At 60.5% G+C, this 14882-nt stretch carries 12 protein-coding genes; 3 read left to right on the forward strand and 9 right to left on the reverse strand.

The genetic code is table 11. From position 1 onward, the window contains the following. Nucleotides 1–25: 25 nt before the first annotated feature. Nucleotides 26–1216 carry an amidohydrolase gene (locus RTK01_RS00675; protein ID WP_312279114.1) on the reverse strand — a complete coding sequence of 397 codons (1191 nt, stop codon included), beginning with the start codon at nucleotides 1214–1216 and terminating at the stop codon, nucleotides 26–28. Nucleotides 1217–1513: 297 nt separating this feature from the next. Beyond that, complete coding sequence (locus RTK01_RS00680) at nucleotides 1514–2062, reverse strand: ECF transporter S component (protein WP_312279115.1); 549 nt, start codon at nucleotides 2060–2062, stop codon at nucleotides 1514–1516. Nucleotides 2063–2170: 108 nt separating this feature from the next. Here RTK01_RS00680 and RTK01_RS00685 point away from each other — a divergent pair, with 108 nt between their 5' ends. Then, a complete protein-coding gene (locus tag RTK01_RS00685) occupies nucleotides 2171–3583 on the forward strand; it encodes a PLP-dependent aminotransferase family protein (protein ID WP_312279116.1) in 1413 nt (470 codons plus the stop codon). A 246-nt stretch (nucleotides 3584–3829) separates the two neighbouring features. Here the strand turns inward: RTK01_RS00685 and RTK01_RS00690 are convergent, their stop codons facing one another. From RTK01_RS00690 to RTK01_RS00720, 7 genes are all read right to left on the reverse strand, one after another. Beyond that, nucleotides 3830–5086 carry an acetyl-CoA C-acetyltransferase gene (locus RTK01_RS00690; RefSeq protein ID WP_312279117.1) on the reverse strand — a complete coding sequence of 419 codons (1257 nt, stop codon included), beginning with the start codon at nucleotides 5084–5086 and terminating at the stop codon, nucleotides 3830–3832. A 318-nt stretch (nucleotides 5087–5404) separates the two neighbouring features. Next, complete coding sequence (locus RTK01_RS00695) at nucleotides 5405–6379, reverse strand: peptidylprolyl isomerase (protein WP_312279118.1); 975 nt, start codon at nucleotides 6377–6379, stop codon at nucleotides 5405–5407. Between the two features lie 39 nt (nucleotides 6380–6418). Further along, on the reverse strand, nucleotides 6419–7096 hold the full coding sequence (gene lepB / locus RTK01_RS00700; RefSeq protein ID WP_312279119.1) for a signal peptidase I: 678 nt from the start codon (nucleotides 7094–7096) through the stop codon (nucleotides 6419–6421). Beyond that, a complete protein-coding gene (gene mfd, locus RTK01_RS00705) occupies nucleotides 7089–10619 on the reverse strand; it encodes a transcription-repair coupling factor (protein ID WP_312279120.1) in 3531 nt (1176 codons plus the stop codon). The genes lepB and mfd overlap by 8 nt, the downstream gene beginning before the upstream one ends. A gap of 55 nt (nucleotides 10620–10674) precedes the next feature. After that, nucleotides 10675–11274, reverse strand: coding sequence for an aminoacyl-tRNA hydrolase (gene pth / locus RTK01_RS00710; RefSeq protein WP_312279121.1), 600 nt, complete (start codon nucleotides 11272–11274; stop codon nucleotides 10675–10677). A 219-nt stretch (nucleotides 11275–11493) separates the two neighbouring features. Further along, a complete protein-coding gene (locus RTK01_RS00715) occupies nucleotides 11494–12453 on the reverse strand; it encodes a ribose-phosphate pyrophosphokinase (protein ID WP_312279122.1) in 960 nt (319 codons plus the stop codon). Nucleotides 12454–12513: 60 nt separating this feature from the next. Beyond that, nucleotides 12514–13629 (reverse strand): DapH/DapD/GlmU-related protein, encoded by a 1116-nt coding sequence (locus RTK01_RS00720; RefSeq protein WP_312279123.1) that lies wholly within the window; start codon nucleotides 13627–13629, stop codon nucleotides 12514–12516. Nucleotides 13630–13984: 355 nt separating this feature from the next. Here RTK01_RS00720 and RTK01_RS00725 point away from each other — a divergent pair, with 355 nt between their 5' ends. Both RTK01_RS00725 and pgk read left to right on the forward strand, forming a co-directional pair. Further along, nucleotides 13985–14476, forward strand: coding sequence for a tRNA (cytidine(34)-2'-O)-methyltransferase (locus tag RTK01_RS00725; protein WP_312279124.1), 492 nt, complete (start codon nucleotides 13985–13987; stop codon nucleotides 14474–14476). A 107-nt stretch (nucleotides 14477–14583) separates the two neighbouring features. Continuing rightward, a partial coding sequence (pgk, locus tag RTK01_RS00730) for a phosphoglycerate kinase (protein ID WP_312279125.1) occupies nucleotides 14584–14882 on the forward strand: 299 nt, incomplete at its 3' end.

Below are 14882 nucleotides of genomic sequence, written 5' to 3' on the forward strand. Positions count from 1 at the left end.
CAATTCTCCTTCTCCTAAATCATTTTCAGCCCTTTTCCTTCAGCGCCTGCTGAAAGTCGCTGCGCACGGCGGCGCGGAATGCTTCGTCGTTTAAGACCCGCAGGGCAAGCCCCGCCAGTGTGCAGGCTCCCCGTTCCATGGCCCGGTGGGCGGCGGGCAGAAGCGTTGCGTCCCGCATCTTCTCCGTATGGAGGGCAAGGGGCTCGTCGGTAATGGAAATGAGGGGCTGGATAGAGGGACAGTGGTAGCTGACGTTGCCAAGGTCCGACGAACCGGAGGGGGGGAGAATCTCTCCCACGGTTTCCCCGTTCTCCGCAAGCAGACGGGCCGTCTCTGCTTCAAGAGCGTTCACCCGCACCATGTCGTCAAAGTCCAGCAGGCCGGGAGTGAAGGTGACGGTGCAGTCCATAGCCATGGCCGCGCCCTCGGCGCAGCGGCGGACAATGCGATCCATCTCCGCCAGCTTGCCCCGGGAGTCTGTGCGGAACTCCAGCCGGATTTTCGCGTAGCCGGGGATGGTGTTGGGAAAGCTGCCCCCTTCCAGCAAAACGGCGTTGAACCGCACGTCCCGGGTAAAGCTCTCCCGCCGGGCGTCCACCAAATCCAAAAACTTCCGTGCCGCTGCCAGAGCGCTGGCGCCTGCCCAGGGACCGGCGACCGCGTGGGCCTCCCGTCCGTAAAACTCCGCCACGTAGCATCGTAGGCTTAAAACGTCCATGTCCGGGTAGGATGCGCCGCCGCTAAAGCTATGCATCATCACCGCCAGGTCCAGATCGTCGAACACTCCATCCGTCGCCATAGGAATTTTTGCCCCATTTTCCTCCTCTGCCGGGGTGCCGATAACCTGCACCGTGCCAGAAAAACGATCCTTCAGCCGCATCATGGCAAGACCCGCCAGCACGGAAAGGGGACCATGGAGATTATGGCCGCAGCCGTGGCCGATGACTGGTAAAGCGTCATACTCCGCCAGAAAAGCCACCTTTGGCCCCTCGCCGTTTTTCAGCGTGGCGCGATAGGCCGTGCCATATCCCAGTTTCTCTTGAAAAAAGGGATACTCCACTTCAAAGCCTGCCCGCTCCAGCAGCTTCGCCATTGCTGCGCTGGACTGCACCTCATGATAGGGAAGCTCCGCGTAGTTAAAAAGCTGCCTGACAAGCTGCCGTGCGTCCTCCGCGTCTGCGCGGACCGCCGCCTGAATTTCCGATGGCTGCACCATGATCAATTTCCTCCCCGCAAGAATAGTGTGGTTAAAATGTATTGAAACAAAAAAACAGTAACGCACTAATACTTTAGCTAGATAATAAGATATCACACGAAACTGAAAGGTGCAAGAGGATTCGTCTAATAATATGAACAAAAAATAGAAGTATTAAGAGAATCACACTGTATACTGCCTCCAAAGTAAAGGCGCGGAACAGATATATCCGTTCCGCGCCTGTTTTGATGTTTACTGCTTGTGTTTGATATCGGATGCCGCCCTTTTGCCGCGCCCACGGTTGAACCGGGGTGGTGCTTAGAGATTTGGAAACCTGCTTCGCACAAAGCCGCTCTTCCTCAGTGCGGCTGCCAGAAAGACGGAGACTGCCACGCCAAAGCCCGCCTGCACCAGATTGCCGGGGATTCCTGCGACGGCGCCGACCCAACTTTGCAGCAGCAGCGCGTCGAACAGCCAGTAGCCCGCCACCATGGGAATCTCTCCCCCGAGGGCAGCGAAAATCATGCCTCCGGTGCGGTTTCGCAAAAAGCGATACAAAAACCCGGAGGTCAGAGCCACCACGGATTTGATTACCAGCGTGGCGGGAACGTAGACCATGTAGCCAGACAGCGCGTCGGCCATGGCGGAGCCAATTCCTCCTGCCAGCGCGCCTGCCCATGGACCCAGCAAAAAGGCCCCCAGCAGAACCACCGTGTCGCCCAGATTCAGATAGCCCCCCGTGGGAGAGGGGATGCGAATGACCATGGTGGCGGCACAGGCCAGCGCGGCCAAAAGTGCGGCGGTGACAATGCTGTGGACACGTCTGTCCGCTGCGGAAAAATGCTCCGTTCCAAACCCATTTTCCATATTCTCTGACTCCCTCCGGTATCAATTGAGCTGATTATAGCTGGTATATGGTATGATTAAAATACCCACATTTTAAAATTTCGATAAGTTCAGATGGAGGGAAAGTCAATGCTGACCTATTCGATGGAGGCCCGGGGCGGCCTGACGCTGTATGAATATCTTTACCGCCGCATTCGGGAGGACATCCTTTCGGGTGCGCTGGCTGTGGGGGAGAAGCTTCCCTCCAAGCGGGCGCTGGCGGCACATCTGGGAGTGTCGATTATCACGGTGGAGGGGGCGTACCAGCAGCTCGAAGCGGAGGGCTATGTCTGCGCCCGACCGCGCAGCGGTTTTTTTGTGGTACAGGTAGCGCGGAGTACCGTGCGGGGCACGCTTCCGGCGCAGCCGACCACAGAGGATGTTCCTAGAGCGGACACGTCGCCGGAGCCGGAATGGAAGCTGGACCTTAAAACAAACCGAGTAGACGCTGCTCGGTTTCCGCTGGCGGCGTGGGCGCGATTGACGCGTCAGGTGCTGGCGGAGGAAGGGGCGGCTATTCTCTCGCCTCTGCCCAATCAGGGGCTTCTGGCCCTGCGGAGGGCCATCTGCGCAGACTTGCGGGACTATCGGGGCCTGCATGCCGCGCCGGAGCAGATCGTAGTGGGCGCGGGAGCGGAGTATCTTTACATCCTGCTGGCCCAGCTTCTGGGCCGGGACGCGGTGCTGGCGGTGGAAGACCCAGGCTATCAAAAAATCCGGCAGGTATATGAAAACAGCGGCGTGCGTTGTGTCCCTTTGCCGCTGGACGGAGAGGGAATGGCCCCCGCCGCCCTGTGGGCCTCCGGCGCACGGGCGGCACATCTCTCCCCAGCGCACCAGTACCCTACCGGGTTGGTGACGCCCATCCGGCGGCGGCAGGAACTGCTGCGCTGGGCAGAGGAGCGGGACGGCGTAATTATTGAGGACGACTATGACAGCGAGCTGCGCTTTACCGGGCGACCCATTCCGCCCCTGCAAAGCATTGACGGTGGGGGACGGGTGGCGTATCTGAACACTTTTTCCCAGACCATCGCCCCATCCATGCGGATGGGGTTTGCGGTGCTGCCGCCAAGACTTTTGGAGCAGTACCGCCAAAAGCTGGGGTTTTACGCCTGCACGGTCCCGGCGACAGAGCAGTTTGTGCTGGCCCGGTTTTTGGAGCAGGGGTACTACGAACGGCACCTCGCCCGGATGCGGACGGAGTACCGCTCCCGCCGCGCCGCCGTGCTGGAGGCTTTTCGCCGCAGCTCCTTTGCTGGTCGGGTCCACATTGCGGAGCAGGGGGCCGGGCTTCACTTTCTGCTGCGGCTGGATACAAACCGGAGCGACCAAGAACTGGACGCAAGGGCGCGGGCGATGGGTGTACGGCTGGGCTTTTTATCGGAATACAGCCAGCGGCGAAAGGCGGAATTTGACCACACGCTGGTTGTAAATTACGCGGGGCTGGAGCGAGACCATCTGCCGCAGGCCATGGCGCTTCTGTCAGAGATTTTTGCGGAGTGACGCGACGATGGCTACCGCCCCGACAACATGCGGACGGCGCTTGCCGTGGTCCAACTTTTCCATTAGGCTCAATTTCCGCAGGCATCCCCGCGTCCGCTTACGGAAGTCTTGCCTAAAGCACCCACGGGACTTACCGCCAAGTGAGAATAGTTCATGGCGGCAAAGCTGGAAAGGCAGACGCAAAAAGAGCAGGGCTGCGGCGATACGCCGCAGCCCTGCTTGATGTAAACGCGTTAGGTTAAAAAATCAGCACTTCTCGAAGATGGTGGCAACGCCCATGCCGCCGCCGATGCACAGGGTGGCAAGACCCTTCTTGGCGTCGTCCCGCTTCTTCATCTCGTGGAGCAGAGTGACGATAATCCGCGCGCCGGAAGCGCCCACGGGGTGGCCCAGAGAGATAGCGCCGCCGTTGACGTTGACCTTGCTCATGTCAAACTTCAGCTCGCGAGCCACGGCGATGGACTGAGCCGCGAAAGCCTCATTGGCCTCAACCAGATCAATATCCTCGATGGAAACGCCAGCCTTTTCCATGGCCTGACGGGAAGCGGGGACGGGGCCCACGCCCATGATCTTGGGATCCACGCCGCCCTGACCCCAGCCAATGAGCTTGGCCATGGGCTTCAGGCCGTACTTCTCCACAGCCTCGCCGGAGGCCAGCACAATGGCGGCCGCGCCGTCGTTGATGCCGGAGGCAGAAGCGGCGGTGACACGGGGAGTGCCCTTGTCGTCGGTTTCCTGCGCGCCGGTCAGCTCAAAGGTATGTACCACCTGAGGATTGGGGGACTCGGGACCCACGGGGAACGAGCCCTTCATCTTCGCCACGCCCTCCATGGTGGTGCCGGCGCGGGGGAATTCGTCCTTCTTGAAGTCCACAAAGTCCTTCTTGACCTTCACGGGGACGGCGACAATCTCGTCGTCGAACTTGCCGGCGTCCTGAGCGGCTTCGCACTTCTGCTGGGAGGAGACGGAAAACTCGTCCTGCTCCTTGCGGGTAATGCCCCACACGTCGCAGATGTTCTCAGCGGTGGTGCCCATGTGGTAGTTGTTGTATGCGTCCCACAGGCCGTCCTTGATCATGGAGTCCACCAGCTTCTTGTCGCCCATGCGGGCGCCCCAGCGGGCATCGGGAGCCACGTAGGGAGCAGCGGACATGTTCTCCGTGCCGCCGCAGACCACCACGTCGGAGTCTCCGGCCAGAATGGAGCGTGCACCCTCGATGACAGACTTCATACCGGAGCCGCAGACCATGCCCACCGTGTAGGCGGGAACGGCATAGGGAATCCCGGACTTGACGGCCACCTGCCGGGCCACGTTCTGGCCCAGACCTGCGGTGAGGATGCAGCCGAACATGACCTCATCCACCTGCTCGGGCTTTACGCCTGCGCGGTTTAGGGCTTCCTTAACCACGATGGCTCCAAGGTCGGCGGCGGGAACGCCCTTCAAGGCTCCGCCAAAAGAACCGATGGCTGTACGGCAGCAATTCACGACATAAAGTTCTTTCATGATGTTCCTCCATTTTTCAAATAAATTCTTTGCGCGGCAAAAGCCGCTTCGGACCGTGGGAAAATACTCCTGAAACGCGGCGGCGGAGGGGCGCGCCGGATAGCCCTGACATCTCCGTCAGGACCCTTCCGAAGAGCCCGCTCCTAACTGCTGTTGACTTTATTATAGAGAAGATTTGCCTGTCCGTCAATGGTAAAAGAGGCACTTTCAAAATATTTGTTAAACTTTTGACAAAATCTCTTCCATTTTCGTCACCTTGACGAAAATGGAAGAGATTTCAAAAAAACATTCTGGGTTTTTCGCTGAAAAAGGCAATGTTCAGCGCTTCGCGGCCCTTGCCGCGCTAAGGCTCTTATAAAACGAGGCGGCGGTAAAGTCCCCATATTCTTTCGCCGGAACCACCTGCGCCCCCGCCGCCAGAGACTGAATATGAGAATCAAACCAAAGACCCGCCGCCGCGTCCATATCCGTGGGCAAGAGCCGCAGCAGATATACGCCGCCCTCCGTTTCCACAGGGTTGCTCCACCGGCCCTGCTCCAGCCCCTTCAGCGCCTGCTCGGCTGTCGAGGGCAGCGTCCCGTCGCCCGTGGCGGCGGTGACGGTGGTGTATACCCCGTCCTTTAGCGTCGCCGGGTCCTTGTCGGGGTCCTGTTCTAAGTCGGACAGGGCGGCGGCCGCCAAATCCGCGTTGGGAAATACCAGCACGTCGGCAGAGTAAGCCCCGGCGGACGCGGCGAAGTCGCTGACGACTCCGTCGGCGGGGGACAGCTCGCTTCCTCCCGCCAGAGACAAGGCCCGGAGCTGCTCATAGAGATAATAGTCGGCGGTCAGAAGCTGCGCGCCCGCCCGGTCAAGGCCCATTTGCGTCAGAATATCCAGATACGCGTCCTCACCGCCGTATTCCGCGGCCTGAGCGGCCCAGTCCGAATCCATGGCGGCAAGATTTTCCGCCGTCAGCACGCAGCCCTCGGTCTGTGCCAAAGCCTCCACTGTGTCGTAAAACACTGTGGCCTCCAGTGCCTGCCGCTTCACATAGTCGTCCAAGGTCTGCCCGCCCGCGTCGGCGGCCCAGTCCGGCTCGCCGCCCGCCTGCTCCGCCAGATAGTCGCAGTCGGCGGTCAGCCAGTAGAAATACCGCGCCGCCGGGACCTCCCGGCCGTCCACGGTCAAAAGCACTGCCTCTGGCGCAATGCCCGACGCCTCATAATAAAGGCCCGCCGGTTCCTCCGCCTTTTTGCCGCAGCCGCTCAGCAGTGTCATCACCGCAAGCAGGGCCGCAAACGCCCGTTTCATATGCCTGCTCCTTCCTCTCGGCGGAGCAGGCGGGCGCACTTAGCCCACCCGGCGTACGCCGAGCCACGTATTGCCCGGCCACAGGGAGACGACGGCCAGCGCCCGGGCGCGAATATTGGATGCGGGAACAAAGGGGTCCTGCCAGAAGCGGCTGTCCAGAGAGTCGTCCCGGTGGTCGCCCAGCAGGAAAACGCACCCCTCCGGCACGGTGAAGCTGTCGGTTTCCCCGCGGGGATAGGTGATTCCCTGCACGGGAAGATAGCGCTCCTCCAGCTCCGTGCCGTCAATCAGTACATAGCCGTCACGGAAAGAGACGGTTTCCCCCGGCAGGCCCACCACCCGCTTTACCAGCGTCTGGCCCAGCTCGTCGCTGTCGAAGAGAACAATGTCCCCTCGCTCCGGCACTGGGTCCCCCACGGCGTAGTTCAGATGCCAGCTCAGAAACACGGAGTGAGTGGGCAGGGTTGTTTCCATGGACCCGCTGGTGACAAAGCCCAAAAGAAAAATCCCCCGGAACAGCGCCAGCATCACAATCACTGTGACGAACAGGTATCCGTAGCTGCGCAGAAATCTGCCGAGGGCGGTTCTGCCGCGCTCGTTGACGGGCTTCACCCGCTTTTTTGCCTTTTCGGGTTTGTCTGCCATTGCGGGCTTTTCCGACGTTTCGGGCTTTTGCGCCTTTTCAGGCAGATCCTTCTGGTCCTTTTCCTCAGACATGGCCGTTCTCCTTTTCTTTCGTATCCTCCGCCGCCAGGCGCAGGTCATCCACCAGCGCGGACGCTGTTTCCAGCCCGTCCGCGCCTGGGCGCAATTGCAGGGTCAGCATGGGGATGTCCCCGGCGCTTAAGGTTAAAAGCCGCCGGTACTTTGGCCGGGCACATACCGCCGCCAGTGCCTCCGGATGGAATACCCCCAGCTCCAGCCGCAGCCGCTCGCCCTTCTGGCTCAAATCCGTGACTCCGGCGGACTGCGCCGCTGCTCGCAGCAGCGCCACGTCCAGCAGCGCCAGCACGGGCTTTGGCGGGTCGCCGTAGCGGTCCATCAGTTCGTCCAAGAGTTCGCCGGAATCCTCCGGCGTGCGGATTGCGGCGATGCGGCGGTACAAATCCATCCGCTGCTCCGCCGAGGGGACATACCGTTCCGGCAGGTGGGCGTTTACCGTCAAATCGGCGGAGCATTCCGCCGCGCGGACAGGCTGCACGCCCTGCTCCTCCAGCACCGCCTCCTCCAAAAGCTTGAGATACATGTCGTAGCCAACGCTCATCATGTACCCGGACTGCTCCGGCCCCAGCAGGTTGCCCGCGCCCCGGATTTCCAAATCCCGCATGGCGATTTTAAACCCGGAGCCGAACTCCACGTATTCCCGAATGGCGCCAAGGCGCTTTTCCGCCGTCTCCTGCAAAATTTTGCCCTGGCGGTAGGTGAGGTATGCATAGGCTCGCCGGGTGCTGCGGCCGATGCGTCCGCGAAGCTGGTGGAGCTGGGAAAGTCCCATCCGGTCCGCGTCCTCAATCACCAGTGTATTCACATTTGAGATATCAATGCCTGTTTCGATGATGGTGGTGCACACCAGCATGTCCGCTTCGCCGTCCACCATCTGGCGCATCACGTCGGACAGCTCCCGCTCGGACATTTTTCCGTGGCCCACCGCAATGCGGACCTCCGGCCCCAAAAGCTTTTGCAGCCGCCCGGCGGTGGTGGAAATGGAGTCCACCCGGTTGTGGAGGTAATAGACCTGCCCGCCCCGGCTCAGCTCCCGATGGATGGCGTCCGTCACGATTTGCCAGTCGTGCTCCAGCACGTAGGTCTGCACCGGCTGGCGGTCGGCGGGCGGCTCCTCAATGGTGCTCATATCCCGCAGGCCCGACAGGGCCATGTTCAGCGTCCGGGGAATGGGGGTGGCGGAGAGGGTGAGGGTGTCCACCTGCTGGGCAAGCTCCCGCAGCCGCTCCTTATGGGTCACGCCGAAGCGCTGCTCCTCGTCAATGACCAGAAGCCCGAGATTTTTAAACTGCATGGACTTTTGCAGTAGCTTGTGGGTGCCAATCAAAACGTCCACGCCGCCGGTGCGGGCGGCCTCTAGAATGCGCTTTTGCTCCTTGGGGGAGGTGAACCGGGACAAGACCTCCACGCTGACGGGAAAGCCCGCAAAGCGGCTCATGGCGGTGGCGTAGTGCTGCTGGGCCAGAATGGTGGTGGGCACCAGAATCGCCGCCTGCTTTCCATCCAGCACGCATTTCATCACGCCCCGCAAAGCCACCTCTGTCTTGCCATAGCCCACATCGCCGCACAGCAGCCGCTCCATGGGCCGGGGCCGCTCCATGTCTTCCTTAATCTCCTCGATGGCCCGGAGCTGGTCGTCCGTTTCCGGATAGGGAAATGCGTCCTCAAATTCCTGCTGCCACGGGGAATCGGGCGAAAAGGCAAAGCCGGGCTGTTTTTGCCGCGCGGCATACAGGGCGATAAGGCCCTTGGCAAGGTCCTTCGCCGCCGCTTTGGCCTTGGATTTGGACCGGGCCCACTCCGTTCCGCCCAGCTTGTTCAGCCGGGCGTGTCCGTCGTCCTCGCCGCCGCCGATGTACTTGCTCACCTGATCCAGCGCCGTCACCGGCACGTACAGGCAGTCTCCGGCGGCGTAGTCAATTTTGATATAGTCCTTTTCCACGCCGTCCACCGGCATCCTCCGGATGCCCGAGAACCGGCCCACGCCGTGCTGGGTGTGGACCACCAGATCACCGGGGGAAAGATCGGTAAAGGACTGAAGCTTCTGTCGTCCGGAATCCTGCTTCAGCTTCCGCCGCTTCTGGGCGGCGGGGGCGAGCTGACCCTCTGTTAGCACCGCAAGGCGAAGCTGGGGCCACTCGCTGCCCGCGTTCAGCGTTCCGGCGGTCAGCCGCACTTCGCCCGGGGCCGGCATGGCGGTATTGCGCAGGTCCAGCGTGGCGGGAATGTTTCGATCCTCCAGCAGCCGCAGTAAATTCTTTGCCCGGGCTTCGCCGCCGCAGAGAATCAAAACGCCGTACTGTGCCGCCCGGTAGTGATTCAAGTCCTCCGCTGCGGTTTCAAGGCTTCCGCCATAGGAGGGAAGCTGCTTTGTGGTGAGGTTGATCAGCACCTTGGGGGGAATGGGATAGCGGGAGGTGGGCAGCGCCGTCTCCATCACACAAGGGAAATCCGCCAGACGGGAAAACAGCTCCTCGGCGGTCATGGTGAGACGGGAGAACGCCCCCGCCAAAACCCCCGCTTCCATCAGGGCCTCCGTATCCTGCTTCGCTTGCAGAACAAAGCCCTTCACCCGCTCCTCCACCCGGGCCGTCTCGCTGAAAAAGATCAACGAGTCCGGAGGAAGGTAGTCCAGCCCCCAGGCAGGCTCGGGGTACACGGCGGCAAGATACCGGTCCGCGCCGCTTAAAGAAGCCCCGTCCCGCAGACGGGCCGCATCCGCCCGCAAAGACGACGCGGCGGGGGAAGACGGGTCCTTTTTCTCCAGCTTTTCTGCCTCTTTTTCAAGAGATGCGGCAAGCCCTTCGATTCCGCCGTTTGCCTGATGGGGCAGTACCTCGGCGGCGGGAAGCAGCAGGGCGGACTTCACATTTTTCACCCGGCGCTGACTTGCGGGGTCAAACAGGCCCATGGAGTCAATCTCGTCGTCGAACAGCTCGCAGCGCACCGGCTGATCCATCAGGGGGGAAAACACATCCAGAATCCCACCCCGGACGGCGAACTGTCCCACGCCCTCCACCTGCTCACAGCGAGCGTAGCCTGCGGCGGTCAACTCCTCGGAAAGTTTGTTTAAATCCAGCCGTCCGCCCACCTTCAGGGTCCGCGTGGCGGAGGACAGCAGCTTTTTTGGCTGGGTCCGGGCCATCAGCGCGTCCACCGTGGCAATGCAGACGGAAACGTGCCCGCGAGTCAGGGCGTACAGCGCGGCAAGCCGGTTTTGCTCCCACGCGCGGGAAGCCACCGCCCCCGCCCGGAACTGCCACTCCCGGCCAAGCAGAATCACCGGCTCCGCTCCCGTTATGGCGCGCAAATCCCCCGCCAGCCGACGGACCTCCTGCTCGTCGCCGCACAAAAAGACGGCGGGGAGGTCCATAGGCGCGGCAATCGCCGCGCCCACAAGGGCGCGGTGCGCGTTTTGAAGGCCAGAGACGGCCAAGGGGCTTCTGCCGCTTTCAAGGCTGGACACGGCCTCCCGCAGCTCCGGAAGCTCATTCAGTTTTTTCAGGAGTTGTTCCATACACGTTCCTTTTTAACGCGCCTGCGGCGCAAGCCCGGGCTTGACGCTCCGGCTTTCAGTTATAGAGATTCATGGCCTTTTGGCAGTCTCCCTGCCCGATGATGCACTCCACCGCGCCGACAGCCTGGTCGAATACTTCCAGCAGGGCTTTCCGCTCCGCCTGAGAGGGAACACCGATCACCCAGTCGATCATGTCCCGCTCCCCGGCGGCCCCGCCGGGGTCGCCCACGCCGATTTTTACACGGGGGAACTGATCGGTGCCAAGGTGAGCGATGATGCTCTTGATGCCGTTGTGTCCGCCGGCAGAGCCGGAGGGACGCACCCGCAGTTTTCCAACGGGCAGGGATACATCGTCGTAAATCACTAGCACCCGCTCGGGGGGGATTTTATAGAACCGGGCGGCCTCGCCCACGGCTTCGCCGGAGAGGTTCATAAAGGTCTGGGGCTTCATCACCAAAACCCGCGCCCCGCCAAAGTGCAGAATATTGTATGCGGACTTAAACTTCACCTTATTCAGCTTGATCCCCTGCTTTTCTGCCAGCAGGTCCACGGTGAGAAAGCCCATATTGTGCCGGGTCTTGGCGTATTTTTCGCCGGGATTTCCAAGACCGGCCAAAATCCACTCCGCCCCGGAGGACTTGTTTCCAAACAACATGGCTTTATTTCCCTTTGCATTAGAATTTATCCCCGCTTGGGGCCATCCGTCTGTTTTTCCCCGCTCACCAAAGCGGGCCGCCGGGATTCGGCGTGCTTCTTTCCGTAAGTCCGCCACCCTAAAAATGGAAAGAGAAAGGGTGCTTCGGGTAGCTTCAATATACACAAGGCGGGAAGAACCTCTCCCCGCCCTGTGGATTCAGTTTCGCCGGGACTCTCCTCAGCGGAACAGCTTGGAGATGGAAACTTCCTGATAGATGCGCTCGATGGCCTCGGCAAACAGAGGCGCCACGGGGAGATACCTGATCCGGTCGGACTTGCCCGCGTCGATGGGAGCGATGGTATCCAGCAGGGCCACCTCGGAGATGACGCTGTTATTGATGCGCTCAATGGCGGGGCCGGAGAGAACGCCGTGGGTGGCGCAGGCGCACACGCTCTTCGCGCCGCCTGCGTCGATCAACGCCTGGGCGGCGTTGCACAGGGATCCGCCGGTATCCACCATATCGTCGTAAATGATGCAGTCCATGCCCCGAACGTCGCCGATGACATTCATTACCTCGCAGCTATTGGCCTTCTGGCGGCGCTTATCCACAATCGCCAGATTCATATGCAGCTTCTGGGCAAAGGCACGGGCCCGGGCCACGCTGCCAACGTCGGGAGACACCACCATCATGTTCTCGCAGTTTGCGCCAAATTTCTTGGCATAGTAATCCACGAAAATGGGGTTGCCCGCCAGATTGTCCACGGGAATATCGAAAAAGCCCTGAATCTGGGAGGCGTGCAGGTCCATGGTCAGCACCCGGTCTGCGCCTGCGGCGGTGAGCATGTTGGCCACCAGCTTCGCGGTGATGGGGTCCCGGGCCTTGGCCTTGCGGTCCTGCCGGGCATAGCCGTAATAGGGTATCACGGCGGTGATGCGTCCGGCGGAGGCGCGCTTGAGCGCGTCGATCATAATAAGCAGCTCCATGAGATTGCTGTTGACGGGGGAAGAGGTGGACTGGACCACGAACACGTCACTGCCCCGGACCGTCTCATACAGAGAGACAAAAATCTCGCCGTCGGAAAAAGTACCCACCTCCGACTCGCCCAGTTTGGTCCCCATAAATTTGCAGATATCCGCCGCGAGATGGGGATTGGAGTTGCCGCAGAATACCTTGACGTCCTTGCCGTGAGAAATCATAACAACGCCCTCTTTCTTATGTAGTAAGTATATTGTAAAAAATTATACCCGATTATACGCTTATTTACCGTGCATTTTCCGCCGCCGGGCGGCCCAGCCGTCCTTGTTTTCCTGCTGCACCCGGGCAACGGCCAGCGCGTCGTCCGGCACGTCCTTGGTGATGGTGGCGCCCGCCGCGATGTAGCTGCCCTTTCCCACGCGCACTGGAGCCACCAAATTGGTGTTGCAGCCGATAAAGGAATCGTCCCCGATGGTGCAGCGGTATTTGTGGAACCCGTCGTAATTAGTGGTGACAGTGCCGCAGCCGAAGTTGACCCGCTGGCCCACGTCGCTGTCGCCCACGTAGGTGAGATGGGAAATTTTTGTCCCGTCGCCGATAACAGAATTTTTGACCTCTACAAAGTCGCCCACCTTCACACCGTCTCCGATGGCGGAGCCGGGGCGGACGTAGGCAAATGGTCCCACATGGGTCCCGCTGCCAACAGAGGATTCAAAAATCTGAGAGGCGTTGACCTCCGTCCCGTCCCCCACAGTGCACTCCCGCACCACGGAGTTGGGACCAATCACGCAGTCCCGGCCGATGACGGTGTTCCCCCGTAAAATGGTTCCGGGCAGGAGAAAGCTCCCCCGGCCGATCTCCACCCGGGGGTCGATGTACACGGCGGTGGGATCCAGCATCCGCACGCCGCCTGCAAGGTGCCGCCCTACGACCTCGTTCCGCAGGTGCGGCTCCACATTTTGAATGTCCTCGTCAGAGTTGAGGGCAATCCAGCCCTTCTCGCCGTCCACATTCTGCAAGAAAATGGTGGCGGCGGATTTCCAGCCCTCCGCCAAGGCGGAGCCTTCGGCGGAATAGACGTATCCCTCGCCCGCGCGGGACGCGGGAATCACTGGCCGGGGCACCACAATCACCCGCTCTGCGCCGGACACAAAGTCCAGCAGGGGCGGATGTGCGTCCGACAGCTCCACGTCCGTCTCCGGCGGGAAGCAGGCCCGGGCTTTTTCGGCATCCTCCGCCCCGCAGACAACAAAAAACCGCTCTACGCCGTCGCCTTCCAGCTTGCGGGCCACCCACGACAGGATGGGGCAAAACAGAATGTCTTTCAGCATCAGCGGTTCTCTCTGCTCCGGGTCCGGGGAAGCCGTGAGGAAAATAACTGCGCGTTTTTGATCCATCGGTATCCTCTCCCTGAGAAAAATCCGGCGGCGCAAGCGCCCCGCCGGTCACCGCGGCCTCCGCCGCAGGATTGGTTGCAAAGACATTATAGCAAAGATTTAAGGAAAATCCAGTGTTTGTAGGTAAATTGTTTCAGAAAATTCTGGTTCTCTTTCGGCAAAACAACCATTTTGCAAAAAATATGTTGAAATTTCACAGTTTTTCAAAGCGTCGGACCGCGACTTCGGCATTTCGCAGAATTTCTCATGGGATTGCAGTTGTTTTCTCTAAAAAATCGGTTTTTTCCCATAAAGAGGTTGAATTTGCGCGGGTTATGGATTACAATTGACCCGTTCATGCAAATGGAGGGATTCGATGCTCAATGTGGTTCTGGTAGAACCTGAAATTCCGCAGAATTGCGGAAATGTGGCCCGCACTTGCGCCGCAACCGGCGCGCGCCTCCACCTGATCCGCCCGCTGGGGTTTGACATCTCGGACAAGGCCGTGAAGCGGGCAGGGCTGGATTATTGGCATCTGGTGGAGGTTTTTGACTACGAAAATCTGGACGACTTTTTTTGCCGCAATCCTGACGCAAGGGATATCTGGCTTACCACCACAAAGGCGCCCCGCTCCTATGCCGAGGCGGAGTTTCGAGACGGCTGCTGGCTGTTTTTCGGAAAGGAGACGGCGGGCCTGCCGGAGGACTTCCGCAAGGCACATCGAGAGCGCTGCATCCGTCTTCCCATGCGGGAGGAGGCCCGAAGCCTGAACCTGAGCAATACCGTGGCGGTGTGCGTGTATGAAGCGCTGCGCCAAACCGACTTTTCCGGTCTTGCGGGGGAGGGGGAGATGGCGCAGCCGCGCTGACGCCCCGCGTTTTGCCCGCCTGAGGGGAATGGCCCGCACCGCCTGCGGATTTGAGAGGTTTTGTGCCCCGCCGGTTGGACGGGTGACATTGAGAGGGAGGATGCGTTATGAACTACAATAAGAAAACCGTCAGGGACGTGGATGTAAGGGGCAAAAAGGTTTTGCTGCGGTGCGATTTTAATGTGCCGCTGGATAAAGCCACCGGCGCAATCACCAGCGACAAGCGCATTACGGCGGCGCTGCCCACCATTCAATATCTGCTTGAAAACGGCGCGGCGGTTATCGCCTGCTCTCACATGGGAAAGCCCAAGGGAGAGCGGAAAATGGAGCTGAGTCTGGTCCCCGTGGCAAAACGGCTGGGGGAGCTTTTGGGCAGGGAAGTGAAGTTTGCCGCAGACACCGTGGG

The sequence above is a fragment of the Oscillibacter sp. genome, from assembly GCF_031978065.1.
GTDB lineage: Bacteria > Bacillota > Clostridia > Oscillospirales > Oscillospiraceae > Oscillibacter.